This is a genomic window from Paraburkholderia sp. 31.1 (assembly GCF_014397645.1).
GTDB classification, from domain to species: Bacteria; Pseudomonadota; Gammaproteobacteria; order Burkholderiales; family Burkholderiaceae; genus Paraburkholderia; species Paraburkholderia tuberum.
The window spans coordinates 125,122-140,716 of the sequence record NZ_VZQN01000012.1 but is presented as its reverse complement, the minus strand read 5'-3'; the positions used below and the strand labels follow the sequence as shown (position 1 = coordinate 140,716).

Here is a 15,595-nt window from a genome sequence, read left to right as displayed (position 1 = left end):
CGATCAGGCGTGCGGCCACGGTTTGCGGCCGCTTGCCGGCCTACTCGGTCGCGAGGCCGGACGCCTCGCCACGCCATGAAAGGAGACTTCAAATGGCCGAGATCAATAAGGAAGACGTTGTTGCGGTGCTGAACCGGATTCTCGAATCCGAGTTGGCCGGCGTCGTCCGATATACGCACTATTCGTTCCTTGTTTTCGGATTCGGACGCATTCCGATCAGGTCGTGGTTGCGCGCGCAGGCCGATGAATCGTTGTTGCACGCACAGCAGGCCGGCGAATGGATCACGACTCTGGGTGCCTATCCGTCGCTTGCGATCGGTCCTCTGCTCGACTCGCACACCTTCGATATCTCTTCGATCCTCCGCGAGTCGTTGCAAGCCGAGAATCTTGCGTTGCAGTTGTATCGCGACCTGCTGGCGCTCGTCGAGGACCGCTCGGTTGCACTCGAGGAGTTCGCCCGTCAGATGATCCACGTCGAGGAGATGCACGCGGGCGAAGTCGACAAGATGCTGCGCCGCCCTGGGGAAATGACGACGTCGGAGGACAGCTAGTGCTGATGCCGATGATGGATATCGGGGAAATGCGCGTGCGAATGTGTAATGGGCAGATGCACGTGAAGGTGCGTGTGCGGCTCTTCGACATAAGGAAACTCATGCGCATGCTGATGGTGCTCGTCATGGCGATGCTGGTGCGTGTGTTCAAGAAACTCATGGCTGTGCTCATGCTCATGCCGCTCGCGCACATGTAGCCAGATACCCAGCGCCATCAGAGCGGCGGCAATCCAGAAAGACAGATTGGGTAGCGCGGGCCATATGATCAGCGAAAGCATGACACCGAAAAGCGGCGCAACGGAAAAGTACGCGCCTGTACGCGCCGTACCGAGATGGCGAAGTGCAACAACGAACAGCACGAGGCTGATGCCGTAACCGCCAAGCCCGGTCAGCATCGCTGCCGCCATGGTTCCTGCTGACGGAAGCGAAGCGCCCGCCGCGATCGCGATGCCGAGATTCACGGGACCGGCCACCATCCCTTTGAGACACGCGATCACCATCGCGTCGTTCGCCGATACCTTGCGCGTCAGGTTGTTGTCGATTGCCCAGCACAGACACGCGCCGACGATCAGTAACGCACCCACCGGCACGCCTGACTGTCCCGGATGCCACGACAGAAGCACGCCGCCCGCAACGATCGCCACCATCCCGAGAAAAACCTGAATGTCGACATTTTCCTGGAAGACCACCAAGGCAATCACTGCGGTCAACACACCCTCAAGGTTGAGCAATAACGAACTCGTTGCCGCTGGTGTGGTGGACAGGCCCAGCATCAGCAATGCGGGGCCGGCGACGCCACCCATCGCTATCGCCCCGATCAGCCAAGGCAACTCGCCTTTGGTGATGCGGTGGTCCGCGGCGGACTGAAGCCCGCGCGATCGAAAGGCACGCCACGCGATGCCGACGCCAAGCCCCAGGCCGCTACCGAGATAAAACAGTCCCGCGAGCATGAAGGGGCTGACAGAGCCGAGCAGCGACTTGGCCAACGGTGTCGCGGCGCCGAACAGCGCCGCGGCGATTAAGGCAGTGAATATCGCGCCGTATACTGATCTCACCACTCCAACCTCTTGTCCGCAGCGGAAGGGACAGTTTCCAAGGTACATCGGTCGTTCAACACCGCCTGGACGAAATGATAGGGGCATACGTCGACGCACTTCGCACATGTTCGGAGCATCGAACTGTCGGCACGCCGCAGACATTTCGCCGCGAGGCTGTCCGTGCGCCACCACCACTCGCGAATCGCCTTCATGCCGGCGGCTGCCGCGCAAACCGATTCGATCGCGCAAAGCCGTGTGCCGCCCGGGGCGCGGCACACGGCGCGAACATGGCACACCCTGTGCGCTAGAGACCGTGGGTCCGCAACACTCTGCAGTTCAAGGATCTGCGGCCTCGTTCGATATGCTAAGCTGTCAGGCAGTACTCCGCACAAACGTAGCGCACGATCGATGCTTTTCTCGGATGTATAAAGAGGAGAAGCGACCATGAAAATCCTATGGGTCGATGACCACGAAATTCTTTGCGTTGCTCTTTCCGAATATGTCCAAACACACGCGTCGGAGCTGAGCGCAGCCCCAATCGACATCACACCCGTCTTTACACTTGCCAGCGCGCTTGAAGAAGTCAACAAGACACCGCCCCCGGACCTGGTATTCCTGGATCTTAATCTGGATGGTGAGAATCGTGGCGCCGCGACACTTGAGCATTTTCAGGCCGGAAATCCATCCAATGTTCCCGTGGTCATCTGCACAGGACTTGCTCCTGGAAACGATCATGAAGTTGAAATTTTGCGAATGTGCATGCGTGACTACGCCGCTCGAGGAATCCTGTTGAAAGGAGGCGCGCACAAAAAAATGTTCATTGGACTGAGCAGGATCTTAGGAGGTGAACTCTGGATTCCGGAAGAAGTCTTGCTCCGCTTTGCCTGCTCGACACAAGCGCCCTCAGCTAGCCGGAATCAGCATCATCTTGGGCTTTCTCCGCGAGAGTGGGATTTGGCACGTTGCATTGCACGTGGCCTCTCAGGTAAACAGATCGCAAGAGAGCTTGGCGTCTCCGAGGGACATGTCAGACAGGTTTCTTGTGTTATTTACGACAAACTTCAAGTCAGAAACCGCGTTGAAGCTGCACTTCGAGTCAATGCCGAGCTTACCCTTGGAAGGGGGGCGGCAGATACGCGACTGTCGTGAAGATCTCTGCTACACCGCTCTTCATGTTTCCCTGCCATCACTTTTAACCGCCTTCGGTCGACGTTTTTGGCTTATGTTCTGCAAGTGTGGTCAATAAGGTTCGTTCCGAAACCGGTTTCGACAAAAGCTTGATGCCACTGACGGCTACTTTTTTGAGCACAGCTGACGAGGTGTCGCCCGACCACAGGATCGCAGGGATCGAAGCGTCGGTAGCAGCGCGGACCGCCGTAATCGCCGCAATGCCGTTCTCGTTTTCCAGCCGGTAGTCGGAGAGGATGAAGTGCGGACCGCTTGCCAATGCCTCAATGCGCAACTGCTCGATGACGTCGGATGACGATTCCCCCGCCACGACGTAGCAGCCATGCTCGATCAGGCGCATCGATATTTCGATTCTTAAGTCGCTGTTGTCCTCGATGATCGCCACGACCATATTGGTCAGGTCCGGGTCGCCGTCTTCAACCGTTTGAACCTCGCGCAACTCCGGCGGTATGAGTCCCATGAACGGGACCGTAACCGAAAAACGCGATCCCCGTCCTGGTGTCGAGTCCACGTCCAGTTTGTGACCAAGAAGGCTCGCGAGCCCCTGGACAATGGACAGACCCAGGCCGAACCCTTTTTCACGATTCCTCTCGGGATTATCGACCTGTACATAGCTTTTGAAGATATCCGCCTGTCTACCTTCAGGGATACCGATCCCGTTGTCCCAGACGCTTATCTTTATGCCGCTGCCTCGCCTCTGGCAACTCACCAGAACATGTCCCTTCTTGCCTCCCTGTTCGGAAGGCGTGTAACGGAGCGCATTGAGCACCATATTCCGGACGATCCTGTCCAACGCATGTCGATCCGTACGGACCAGATAGGGGCGACTATGGAGTCTTAACGTCAGCCCCTTCGCCTCAGCCAGCGGCTGCATATCCACGACTATGCCGCGTAAAAGGGAAGGCAGCGCCACCTCCTGAATTTCTACATTCCAGGTGCCGGACTCGAGGCGGCAGATATCCAGTGCCCCGTTAATCATCCCTTCCATCGCATCCACTTGCCTTTGCGCAATCGAGACGCCTTCGACCAGATCGGTCGATTTAACGCTCCGCTCGATGAAATTTAACTTCAGGCCGAGCGTGGTGAGCGGTTGACGCAGGTCATGGCTTATCGCAGCGATAAGCAGGTTCTTCTCCGCCGTTGCCGCTACAGCCTGAGATCGCGCCTCCTCGAGAATGATCTCTTTAACATATGCGCGCTTCTGAGTGTAAAAAATGAACCACGCGAGGAAACAATAGCCAATTAGTTGAGCCGTATAAAAGCCCAGCATTGCTGGCCGGTAAATAAATAGAGGTGGTCCCAAGCTGAATCCGAACGGGATAGCGCCGAGCACGAATGAACCTAAATTCGCACGAAGACTCGGTGCGAGCAGCAGCAAGGTAAATGTATGGCTGATTAGCGTGTACTCAAGGAAGCCAGAACTGGCCAATTTGACGTAGGGAGCATGGCCCGAGAAATCGGGTGGAGTTAGCCCAAAGCTACCTGCCGCCCACCAGAACGATGTCAGTGTGACGACTGCAGCCCACGTCCAGTGCATCTGCTCGACCGCGTCGACGCTGGCGTGCTTCGGGAGCGCCATGGTCTTTTTCAGCAAGTATGCTGCCATGGGAGTGGCTATCCCCCACAGTCCCAGGACCCAGACGACACGGAACCAACGGTAGCTATCCGACGTTTTGATCCACGATCCATATACGCACAACAGCGAGGCTCCGACCGACACTAGCACGGTCCAACATACCGCTCGACGGGACAGCGATTTCAATAACTCACGTTTGACATAGAGATTCTGCTCGGTACTGAGTGCCGCACCCGGTCCCAGAAAAGGATTCACAAGTTCAGCGAATACGCGGCGCTCGATTGTGTGAGCCGTTTCGCCCGCGCACAGTGATGTGCTGGCCCCGGGCTTTTCGCCCGCGTCGGAATCACGTCGTGTTTGAATACGGGACGCCATAGCAGGCCTCCGAGAATCAAGTGCAGCTACGCTCCGTTGCGCTAGCTTTGTGTTCCCTGCCATCTCTTTCACCCGCCTTCGGTCAATGTTTTTGGCTTATGTTCTGCAAGTATGGTCAATAAGGTCTGGTTAGAATCCGGTCCCGACAAAAGCTTGATGCCACTGACGGCTACTTTTTTGAGCACGGCCGACGAGGTGTCGCCCGACCACAGGATCGCAGGGATCGAAGCGTCGGTAGCAGCGCGGACCGCCGTAATCGCCGCAATGCCGTCCTCGTTTTCCAGCCGGTAGTCGGAGAGGATGAAGTGCGGACCGCTTGCCAAAGCCTCAATGCGCAACTGCGCGATGACGTCGGATGACGATTCCCCCGCCACGACGTAGCAGCCATGCTCGATCAGGCGCATCGATATTTCGATTCTTAAGTCGCTGTTGTCCTCAATGATCGCCACGACCATATTGGTCAGGTCCGGGTCGCCGTCTTCAACCGTTTGAACCTCGCGCAACTCCGGCGGTATGAGTCCCATGAACGGGACCGTAACCGAAAAACGCGATCCACGTGCTGGTGTCGAGTCCACGTCCAGTTTGTGACCAAGAAGGCTCGCGAGCCCCTGGACAATGGACAGACCCAGGCCGAACCCTTTTTCACGATTCCTCTCGGGATTATCGACCTGTACATAGCTTTTGAAGATATCCGCCTGTCTACCTTCAGGGATACCGATCCCGTTGTCCCAGACGCTTATCTTTATGCCGCTGCCTCGCCTCTGGCAACTCACCAGAACATGTCCCTTCTTGCCTCCCTGTTCGGAAGGCGTGTAACGGAGCGCATTGAGCACCATATTCCGGACGATCCTGTCCAACGCATGTCGATCCGTACGGACCAGATAGGGGCGACTATGGAGTCTTAACGTCAGCCCCTTCGCCTCAGCCAGCGGCTGCATATCCACGACTATGCCGCGTAAAAGGGAAGGCAGCGCCACCTCCTGAATTTCTACATTCCAGGTGCCGGACTCGAGGCGGCAGATATCCAGTGCCCCGTTAATCATCCCTTCCATTGCATCCACTTGCCTTTGCGCAATCGAGACGTCTTCAACCAGATTGGTCGATTTAATGCCCCGCTCGATGAAATTTAACTTCAGGCCGAGCGTGGTGAGCGGTTGACGCAGGTCATGGCTTATTGCGGCGATAAATTGGTTCTTCTCCGCCGTTGCCGCTACAGCCTGAGATCGCGCCTCCTCGAGAACAACCTCTTTTACACATGTGCGTTGCTGATCGTTGCAAATGAACCATGCGACGACACAATAGCCAATTATTTGAGCCGTATACCAGTCAAACATTCCTGGCCGGTTAATAAAGAATAGTGGTGCCATGTTAAATCCGAATGGGATAGTGCCAATCACGAGTGCGCCTAAAGCCGCACGAAGACTGGGTGCGAGCAGCAGCAACGTGAATGCCTGGCAGATCATCGTCAGTTCCAGAAAGCCATACCGGCCGAATCTGAAGTAATAACCATGGAGGACCACGAATTTGGGTGGGATGAGCCCAAAGCTGGCCGCCGCCCACCAGAAAGATGTCAGCATGACCAATGCAGCCCATGCCCAGTGCATCTGCTCGACCGCGTTGACGCTGGCGTGCTTCGGGAGCGTCATGGTCTTTTTCAGCAAGTATGCTGCCAAAGGAGCGGCTATCCCCCACAGTCCCAGGATCCAGACGACACGGAACAATGGATAAATATCCGATGTTTGGATCCACGATCCAAATACGAACCAGAATGGGCTTCCGACCAGTAGTAGCGCGATCCAATATACCGATCGGCGGGACAGCGATTGCAATAACTCGCGTTTGACGAGGAGATTCTGCTCAGTACTGAGTGCTGCAACCGGTCCCACAAACAGATTCATAAATTCAGCGAATCTGCGGCGCTCGATTGTGTGAGCCGTTTCGCCCGTGCACAGTGATGTTCCGGCCCCGGGCTTTTCGCCCGCGTCGGAATCACGTGGTGTTCGAATACAGGACGCCATAACAGGCCTCCGGGCATCAGGTGCAGCTACACGCCATTGTGCTAGCGGTCCGCTAGCAAGTCGATGGACAAGTGTTCTGTTTCTTGCCGAACAAAAGTTCGTGATCCACGCAGGTGGTCCCTACCGGAGATTTGTGCCCGGTGTGCCGAGCGTTGGGCGGAAGACCGTCAAAGCTGCTGAACGAGGGTAAGTATGAGGCTGATCTCTCGCGCTGCGCAGTACCAGTAACTCGCGGTTGTCCCGATCAAGCACGGTTCGCCAATTGCGATATTGGGTGCTCGCTCCGTGTGTGCCGCGTCGAACTGCATCCGTAACCAGGCGTGCGCCGTACGCTCAATAAATCACTCTAACGAATAATCGTAAAGCGACGCCGAACATTTATTCTCCCGAAAAGGAACTTTTAATGCCGAACATCAAATTATCGACGTAACTACAACTGACACGATTGCACGGCGCAGTAATGCAACATAATTCGATACAAGGAGGGCGTCAATCACCGCACAATGGCCCGCGTTCTTCTCTTGTCGAATGTCCCCATATCAACCACAACTTCCAGTTTGTCTGCAGAACTGGCTGCAGTGTGCTATTCGGTTTCCCGATTGTTAAGTTAGCCATGAATCAAGGAGCTCCATGATGAAAACCCTTGCATGCCTTGTCCTCGCCAGCTGTGCGCTTGCCAGCCCAGTCGTCAGCTTCGCTCAGAGCACCACGCCCGTCACCCGTGCGCAGGTGCGCGCGGAACTGATCCTTCTCGAGCAGGCCGGCTATCACATGGGCGACGGCGACCATACGAAGTATCCCGAGCAAATTCAGGCTGCTGAAGCGAAGATCGCTGCACAGGACAGCCAGCAGGCGGGCAACAGTGACGTTGGCGGTACGACGACCAACGGCACCGCAGCTTCCGGCAGTGTCGAGCATGTGTCGACGCCCTCGCCATCGTCGTGCGTCGGCCCCGCAAGTTATTGCAAGCTTTACTTCGGTAATTGACCGCAGATGGCTCGCCCGACACCGCCCCAACGATCCGGGTAACGTGCCTGGATCGTCGGGGGGCGTCCTCACCGGTGGCGTCCGAATCTTCGGACCCTGCGCAACGAATTCCAGTTGAAATGATGAACCCGCGGTCGATACGCATCGCCGGCCACATGGTGTTGACCTCGCTGCCAACGGACTTTCAGATCGGGCAAGCATCGCTTCGTTCGCACCCGACGCCGCGGGATACGGTTCTCGACAGCTTCTCAGCCTCGGCGCTCATCAGCCGTCCGTCGAAACGGTGGTAGCCTCCCACGCATCGATTTCCACCTTCAATGCCGACAACTTGTCTCGTACGAGCCCGAGTGCGTCGCTACCGAGCAAAAGACGCGTGGGCGGATGATCCCCTGCCATGGCGGCCAGCATTGCGCGCGCCGCTTTCCTGGGATCTCCCAACTGCTTGCCGCTTTTTTCCTCGCGGGCCTGGCGGATGGGATTGAAAATATCGTCGTAATCCGAAATCGAGCGGGGGGTCCGCGTCATCGAGCGACCTGCCCAGTCAGTGCGAAATGAGCCCGGCGCCACGGCCGTCACGGCAATACCGAAGGGCTTGACCTCTTTGCCAAGCGCCTCGGAGATGCCCTCCAACGCAAACTTGCTCCCGCAGTAATAAGCGATTCCCGGCATCGTGATGTAGCCGCCCATCGATGTGATATTCAGAATGTGGCCGCGGCGGCGCTCACGCATGAACGGCAGGACGGCCTTCATCATGGCGACCGCACCAAATACATTCACATCGAACTGTCGGCGCATATCCGAGAGCGGCGATTCCTCCATGATGCCCTCGTGGCCGTAGCCGGCATTGTTGACCAGCACATCGATTGGTCCGACGCCAGCCTCGATTTCCGCCACGACGCCGTCGATCGCGTCGAAGTCGGTCACGTCGAGCACGCGTCCCCAAGCGGCATTCGCGGATACGGACTCGAATTCACGCTTTGCCTGGGCACTTCTCACCGTACCGACGACCTTGTGACCCACCGCCAGCGCTTCCTGTGCGAGCGCGCGGCCAAAGCCGCTGCTGACGCCGGTGATGAGCAGAGTTTTGCTGGTTGCCATTGAAGCTTCTCCCGAATGTCGATTGGAGAGTGCATACTAATCTGACCAACGAGGCAAATTAAGCCGAATTCCGCTGATTTTCTTGCATAAAACTATGAACACGATACGCGCTTTGGCCCAGCATCCAGCTCTATCCTCTCGAAGCCAGAAACGCATGATTGTCCTGCTACGCGCGTTGGCGCCCGACGAGGGCTACAACCTGACGGCACTGCCGAGCGTCCGCATCTTGCGGTCGAACCGGGCGCTATCGCGCACGCCCGTTCTGTACGATCCCGGTATCGTGATCGTCTGCCAGGGCCGCAAGCGAGGTTATTTCGGCGACCAGCTCTACCTGTACGACGAGCGTCACTACCTGGCCGTGTCCGTGCCCGTGCCGTTCAGCATGGAGACCGACGCAACCGAGGAGCGCCCACTGCTCGCGCTGTATCTGCACCTCGATTTCGCATTGGCCGCCGAACTTGCGGAGCGGATCGACCGCGAAGGCGTGGGGGAGTGCGCACCAGCACCTCAAAGCATGATGTCGACGCCGATGGATGACGCAATGCAAGCGTCCGTGCTGCGCTTCCTCGAGGCGATGCATCGGCCACTCGAATCTGCCGTGTTGGGCGCCGGGCTGCTGCGTGAACTGTATTTCCGGGTGCTCACCGGAGCCCAGGGAGGCTCGTTGCGCGAGGCTTTGGCGATGCGAGGACAGTTCGGACAGATAGGCCGCTCACTCCGCCTGATTCATGCAAGCTATGCGCAGCCCCTCGACGTGAGGCAACTGGCCGACGAAGCGGGTATGAGCATTCCGAGTTTCCACAGCCACTTCAAGGCAATTACGCAGGTGTCGCCGATGCAATATGTGAAGTCGACGCGCCTTCATCAGGCTCGCCTGTTAATGGTGCGCAAGGAACTAACCGCGGAGGCGGCGGGTCACGCTGTGGGTTATGCGAGCCCGTCCCAGTTCAGCAGGGAATTCAGGCGTCTGTTTGGCTTGACGCCGGCGGCAGAGGCTAAGCGTATGCGCGAGAGCTTCGCGATCCCGGCAGTATTCGCTGATACGGCTTATGTCTCGTCGCACTGAATTTGCCGCGGTTCGGTTCGATCGGCCAGTCACACCAACTTTTTCTACCGTCGCGATCTGTGTTGCCAGTCGCGGCTATTCGGTCACGCTACGCCCGACGAAATTGAACCGCCTGGTCGCTTTGCGCTCATTTGCGCCCGGTTGCCAGCCTTGATTGCTGTCATTGGCCGGCTGGCGACTTTGTGGTTGGGGTCGCCAGCGAGTTGTTAACCCCGTAAGCGGGGGGGCGGGCCGTCGAGCTACTGTTCGCGCTATTCGGCTGGCCCGAGGTCGGCTGGCCCGTGGTCGGCGACCCGGCGCCGCTGTCCGTGTTGGTGGCACCAGGCGTGCCGTAGCCACTCGTTGCAGCGGCCGGCGACTGTGTGCTCGGAGTCGCCAGCGTGTTGTTGCTTTGTGCAAATACGCTGCCCGACAGCGTGAGTGCGGCGATGGCCGCGATCAATGTGCTGCTTGCCTTGTTCATGACACGCTTCTCCTTGGTTGGACTGCGATTTCGACGCAAACGATGCTTTCGTACTGTTTCAGTCGCGGTCTCGTAATGCCAAGTTTAGGAAAGCGGTGGCTGATAGTTACGCGCATTATTCACAATGGTGAATATCGATTTTCGGCGCTAACCGGGTAACCTGACGCGCGCTGGTCCCCAATCTGAGGCTATCCGTCACCGCGCGCAAGACGGCCACTGCGGCCGCCATTATTTCTCTTCCCGCATCGACGGCGTAAACGTGATTCCGACCAGCAATCCTTCCGGCCCGATGAAGCGACTGACCGTCTGGCCCCACGGCTCATTCCGGTTCCTGACCAGCATCCGATACCCTTGCGATTCAAGTTCCGCCGTTGCCGCCTGGACGTCGTCGACATCAAACTCGATCCAGGCTTGCGGGATGGGTACGTCGCGAGGCCACGAATCCGTGCCGAAGCACGACTGGGAGGCGTGGGAGAGCGGCCACAAGGCGAAAGAGTTTGCGCCGTTCAGACCCTCCGTATGGAGATAGCCGCCGTTCTCTTCCTTGAAGGGGATACCGAAGGCCCGACCGTAGAGATCGCGGCTTGCCTGGGCTTCAATCACAATCGGGCCAAAACCTGCGATGAACAAGGCCGTGGCTTTTGGGATCTTTTCCATGGCTTCTCCCTTACCGCGAAAGAGCGGCGCGATGAAGAACGAACATGTTCGCCCACGCCCATCGAACTGATCTGACGGCGAGTTTTCCGGTACCGCGGGGCATGGCATGGTTGAGTGTAGGCTTGTTTCGGGTGGCCGGCGATGCATCGCCCGGCGCCGTGGCGCGTGCGTCGACGCGAAACGGCGTTGGCACGCTTTACCGTCGCTTTGCAAGAATTGCAGAAATGCGCGCGGGTCCGATGCCCGCCATCAAGCCTTGGCGTTGATGCCGTCTTGCACGTTGTCCTCGTCGCTTCGTTCAAGCGTGCTGCGATATGCGCGCGACTGCATCTCGGCAAGCCGGCTCAGCGTACGCGACAGATCATGCGCGCCTTCGAGACCGATCAACGCGGTCTCGATCGGCTGATCGGAGGCGATGAAGAGCGCACGCTTGCGGTCGTAGAAGATGTCGATGAGCCAGACGAGTCGCTGCAGCGTATGCGGCTGCCTCAGCGCTTCCGTATGCAGACGATCGACGATCAAGCCTTGCCATTGCTCGGCGAGATCGAGGTAGTCGAGGTGCGAGCGGCTTGCGACGCACAACTGCTCGAAGTCCGCCCACAGCAGCGCGCGGCCGGCTGCCCGCGCTTCGAGCGGCCGGCCCGCCGCGCTCAGCCTGATCGGCTCGATCGCAGCGTCGCGTTCATGGCTCGTGAAGATATCGCGCAACGCGGCCTCGCTCGACGCATCGAGCGGCGCGAAAAAGCGCGGCACCTCGGCCGCTTCGCCGCCGAAGCGGTAATCGCGCACGCCGTCGAAATGGATCACCGTGAAGCCGCGTTTGATCTGCGCGATGGTCGGCAGAAAGCGCTCGTGAAACTCGGGGTCGGGCAACAGATCGTCCGGTGCGTAGTTCGACGTCAGCACGATACGCGTGCCCAGCTTGATCGCGGTGTCGAGAAAGCGGCCCATCAGGAACGCGTCGGCGATATCGTGCACATGGAATTCGTCGAAGCACAGCAGCTCGATACCGTCGAGCCATTGCCGCGACACGTCGCCGAGCCGGTCGTCGCCGCGCGGCGCGTGCACGAGCCGGCGGTTCATTTCGCGCAGGAACTCGTGGAAATGCAGGCGCCGTTTGCGGCATGGCGCAAGCTCGAACAGCGTATCGACGACGAGGCTCTTGCCGCGGCCCGGCAGTCCGTGACAGTAGACGCCTTGCGGCCCGAACGCGGCGGTGGACCATGCCTGCCGCGCGCGCTGCTGCGCGCCGACCAACCCGACGAGCGCGCCGATGGCCTCGCGCTGCCGTGCATCGGCAGAGATGCCGCGCGCGGTCAATGCGCGCGCGATGCGGGTTTCGTCAAGCATCGGCAAGAGCGTCCATGCCTGATGACGCGAATGACGCGAATGATGCGACTCGCGCGAATGACGCAGTGTGGGCCGCCGCGAAAACGGCGAGGACGTGTGTGAGCATGAGGTAACGGCCGACGTGATGGCCTGCGGCGAAGCAGACCCAATGAGCGCGTGCACGGAGCGCGCGCCATTTTACCAGCCACGTTCTGCGTCGAACGTTGGCGCGCACACGCGTCGTCGAGCCGCTACCGCGTCATTTGTCGTGATGCCCCGGCAGCACGGCACCGAGCACCTGCTTCGCCGTTTCGACCACCACGTTGCCCTGATCGGGGTCGCCCTTCATCAACGTCTCGGCGAACGCTTTGGCCTGCGCGAGCGTGACATGCGGCGGCAGCGGCGGCACGTTCGGATCGGCCTTCACCTCGATCACGACCGGACGATTCGACGCGAGCGCGTCGTCCCAGGCGGTGGCCATCTGATCGGGATCGTCGACATAGATGCCCTTCAGACCGATCAGCTCCGCGAAGCGGTGATACGGCACGGACGGAATGCTCTGCGAGGCCTCGAACTTCGGATCGCCTTCCATCACGCGCTGCTCCCATGTGACCTGATTCAGGTCGCCATTGTTGAGCACCATGCAGATCCAGCGCGGATCGCTCCAGCCTTGCCAGTACTTCGCGACCGTGATCAGCTCGGCCATGTTGTTCATCTGCATCGCGCCGTCACCGACGAGCGCAATCACGGGCCGCTCGGGGTACGCGAACTTCGCGGCGATCGCATAGGGCACGGCCGCGCCCATCGACGCGAGCCCGCCCGACAGCGAGCACATCATGCCGCGCTGCACTTGCAGATCGCGTGCGTACCAGTTCGCGACCGAGCCCGAATCGCTGGTGACGATCGCGTTCGAGGGAATGCGCTTCGACAGCTCCCATACCGAGAGCTGCGGATTCAGGCCATCTTTCGCGGGTTCGTGCGCGCGTTTCTCCAGCGTCTTCCACCAGTCGGACACCCAGCCTTCGATGCGCTCGCGCCACAGCCGATCCTTCTTTTCCTCGAGCAGCGGCAGCAGCGCGCGCAGCGTCTCGGCGCTATCGCCGACGAGGTTCACTTCCATCGGATAACGCAGGCTCAGCATGTCGGCCTTGATGTCGATCTGCACGCCGCGCGCGTCGCCTTCCTTCGGCAGAAATTCCGAGTAGGGGAAGCCCGAGCCGATCATTAGCAACGTATCGCAATGGGTCATCATGTCGTAGCTCGGCTTCGTGCCGAGCAGGCCGATCGAACCGGTCACCCACGGCAGATCGTCGGGCAGCGCGGCCTTGCCGAGCAGCGCCTTGGCGACGCCGGCGCCGAGCTTCTCGGCGATCGCGATCACTTCGTCGGTCGCGTGCAGCGCGCCCGCGCCGACCAGGATCGCGACCTTGCGGCCCGCGTTCAGCACGTCGGCGGCCTGGCGCAACTGCTCGTCGCTCGGCACGACGCGCGGGCGCGCGTAACCGATGCCCGAATGCAGCGTGCCGTGCTTGCGCCCCGGCGGCTCGTAGGGGATGTCCTGCAGATCGTTCGGCAGTATCAGCGCCGTGACCGCGCGCTCGGCGAGCGCGATGCGCACCGCGCGATCGACCAGATGACGGACCTGCGCGGGCAGCGTCGCAAAGCCGACGAACGAGCCGGCCACGTCCTTGAACATCGCGGGCAGATCGAGCTCCTGCTGATAGTGTCCGCCGATCGCCGCGCGTGCCTGCTGACCGGTAATCGCCAGCACCGGCATGTGATCCATGCGCGCGTCGTACAGCCCCGTCAGCAGATGCGATGCGCCCGGCCCCGAGGTGGCGATGCACACGCCCAACTCGCCGGTGAACTTCGCGTGCGCGGAGGCCATGAACGCGGCCATTTCTTCGTGTCGAACCTGGATGAATTCGATCGGGCCCGGCTGATCCGTGCTTTTGTGGCGTTTCTTCGCTTCGCTCTGCGCGCGGTTCAACGCGCCGAACACGCCGTTGATGCCGTCGCCCGGATAGCCGTAGATTCGCCGCACACCCCATGCGTGCAGCCGCCCGATGATGAAATCGCCGACGGTTTCAGCCATGATCCTCGCTCCTCGATAGCCAGTCGATGCCGCCCTGCGAAATGGGCGGCCGTCGTCGGTATCGGCGAGCAAGGGTTGTTCCTTGCGAATGGCTTGCTACCCGGTCTTGATCCTCGGCTGCGGCGCGTCGAGCGGTTCGTGCCCGAAGCGCTCGTATTGCGATATCACCTGCGCGCCGAACAGCAGCAGTGTCGCGAGCCATTCGAAGCTGAGCAGGATCACGATCGCCATCGTCAGCGAACCGTAGACGACGCTGACCTGCGACAGCGTGGCGAAATACCAGACCAGCACGTGCCGCGTGATCTCCCACAACGCGCCGGCCACCACGCCGCCGATCAGCGCGTGTTTGAGCGACGGCCGTCCCACCGGCATCACCAGATAAACCGAGGTCAGCACGAAGATTTCGCCGGCGAGCCCGAACAGATACAGCATCACTCGCGAGAAGCCCTGCAACGACACGTACAGGCCGAACAGTCTGAGTCCTCCGGCGCCGATCGTGTCGAGCGCGCTCGACACGAACGTGACGATCAGCAGCCCCACGCCGAGAAACAGGATGTAGCAGTACGGCAGCAGCGCCGAGATCAGGAAGTGGCGCCGCTTCACGACGACCCGATGCACGAAGATCAGCGACATCGCGTTTTCGAGCACGGTGAACGCGAGCGAGCTGAAGAAGATCATCGTCAGCAGCAGTACCCAGCCGATTACCGCGCGGTGCAGCAGGAAGTTCGACAGCTCACGCACGAGCGCGGCCGATTGTCCGGGCACGAGCCAGCGCAGCAGATGCGCAAGCGCGTCGAGCACCAGCTGCTGCGGCACCACGCGCGACAACACGATGACGATCAGGATCAGCAGCGGCACGATGGACAGCAACGCGTAGTACGCGACCGCGCCCGCGAGCAGCAGCCCCTGGTTCGCGCGAAACGCTTTCAGCGTTTGCAGCAGGAAGCGCCAGGGATGTCTGGCGATATACAGCGCTTGCTGGTCGAGCAGGATCGGCATGAGGCCTCGCGGTGCGCGCCGGGCACTGCCGGATGGCAGCCGCTCTCGACACGCCTGTGTGCTTTATATACCGTAAGCAGAAACGGGGCCATCAATGGCGCGGCATATAGTTTGCTTGGCCGCGTTCGCAAGATCGCGTTCCCTTGCCGAGGACAG

General features: G+C 59.8%; 13 protein-coding genes. 4 read left to right on the top strand and 9 right to left on the bottom strand.

Going from position 1 to position 15,595, the window contains the following annotated elements:
* Positions 1 to 92: 92 nt before the first annotated feature.
* Positions 93 to 551 carry a bacterioferritin gene (locus F6X37_RS11720; protein ID WP_018425186.1) on the top strand — a complete coding sequence of 153 codons (459 nt, stop codon included), beginning with the start codon at positions 93 to 95 and terminating at the stop codon, positions 549 to 551.
* Here the strand turns inward: F6X37_RS11720 and F6X37_RS11715 are convergent.
* Entirely contained in the window at positions 548 to 1,654 is a 1,107-nt protein-coding gene (locus F6X37_RS11715) for a DMT family transporter (protein WP_222944823.1), read from the bottom strand. The genes F6X37_RS11720 and F6X37_RS11715 overlap by 4 nt on opposite strands.
* Before the next feature lie 378 nt (positions 1,655 to 2,032).
* Between F6X37_RS11715 and F6X37_RS11710 the strand changes: the two genes are divergently transcribed.
* Positions 2,033 to 2,737, top strand: coding sequence for a LuxR C-terminal-related transcriptional regulator (locus F6X37_RS11710; RefSeq protein WP_187611407.1), 705 nt, complete (start codon positions 2,033 to 2,035; stop codon positions 2,735 to 2,737).
* 43 nt (positions 2,738 to 2,780) lie between these two features.
* On the opposite strand, the gene F6X37_RS11705 is transcribed toward F6X37_RS11710, so the two are convergent.
* Both F6X37_RS11705 and F6X37_RS11700 read right to left on the bottom strand, forming a co-directional pair.
* On the bottom strand, positions 2,781 to 4,727 hold the full coding sequence (locus tag F6X37_RS11705; protein ID WP_187611406.1) for a hybrid sensor histidine kinase/response regulator: 1,947 nt from the start codon (positions 4,725 to 4,727) through the stop codon (positions 2,781 to 2,783).
* Positions 4,728 to 4,795: 68 nt separating this feature from the next.
* Positions 4,796 to 6,745, bottom strand: coding sequence for a hybrid sensor histidine kinase/response regulator (locus F6X37_RS11700; protein WP_187611405.1), 1,950 nt, complete (start codon positions 6,743 to 6,745; stop codon positions 4,796 to 4,798).
* Between the two features lie 630 nt (positions 6,746 to 7,375).
* Here F6X37_RS11700 and F6X37_RS11695 point away from each other — a divergent pair.
* On the top strand, positions 7,376 to 7,732 hold the full coding sequence (locus F6X37_RS11695) for a DUF4148 domain-containing protein (protein ID WP_410451234.1): 357 nt from the start codon (positions 7,376 to 7,378) through the stop codon (positions 7,730 to 7,732).
* Between the two features lie 264 nt (positions 7,733 to 7,996).
* Here the strand turns inward: F6X37_RS11695 and F6X37_RS11690 are convergent, their stop codons facing one another.
* Positions 7,997 to 8,830, bottom strand: coding sequence for an oxidoreductase (locus F6X37_RS11690; RefSeq protein ID WP_187611403.1), 834 nt, complete (start codon positions 8,828 to 8,830; stop codon positions 7,997 to 7,999).
* 154 nt (positions 8,831 to 8,984) lie between these two features.
* Between F6X37_RS11690 and F6X37_RS11685 the strand changes: the two genes are divergently transcribed.
* Entirely contained in the window at positions 8,985 to 9,896 is a 912-nt protein-coding gene (locus tag F6X37_RS11685; RefSeq protein ID WP_260321133.1) for an AraC family transcriptional regulator, read from the top strand.
* Between the two features lie 160 nt (positions 9,897 to 10,056).
* On the opposite strand, the gene F6X37_RS11680 is transcribed toward F6X37_RS11685, so the two are convergent.
* From F6X37_RS11680 to F6X37_RS11660, 5 genes are all read right to left on the bottom strand, one after another.
* Positions 10,057 to 10,359: a hypothetical protein gene (locus tag F6X37_RS11680; protein ID WP_187611402.1), complete on the bottom strand. Its 303-nt coding sequence runs from the start codon at positions 10,357 to 10,359 to the stop codon at positions 10,057 to 10,059.
* 228 nt (positions 10,360 to 10,587) lie between these two features.
* Entirely contained in the window at positions 10,588 to 11,016 is a 429-nt protein-coding gene (locus F6X37_RS11675; RefSeq protein WP_184035240.1) for a VOC family protein, read from the bottom strand.
* A 249-nt stretch (positions 11,017 to 11,265) separates the two neighbouring features.
* Complete coding sequence (zapE, locus tag F6X37_RS11670; protein ID WP_187611401.1) at positions 11,266 to 12,366, bottom strand: cell division protein ZapE; 1,101 nt, start codon at positions 12,364 to 12,366, stop codon at positions 11,266 to 11,268.
* A 238-nt stretch (positions 12,367 to 12,604) separates the two neighbouring features.
* Positions 12,605 to 14,440, bottom strand: coding sequence for a thiamine pyrophosphate-requiring protein (locus F6X37_RS11665; protein WP_187611400.1), 1,836 nt, complete (start codon positions 14,438 to 14,440; stop codon positions 12,605 to 12,607).
* A 96-nt stretch (positions 14,441 to 14,536) separates the two neighbouring features.
* Positions 14,537 to 15,439, bottom strand: coding sequence for a YihY/virulence factor BrkB family protein (locus tag F6X37_RS11660; RefSeq protein WP_187611399.1), 903 nt, complete (start codon positions 15,437 to 15,439; stop codon positions 14,537 to 14,539).
* Positions 15,440 to 15,595: the final 156 nt, after the last annotated feature.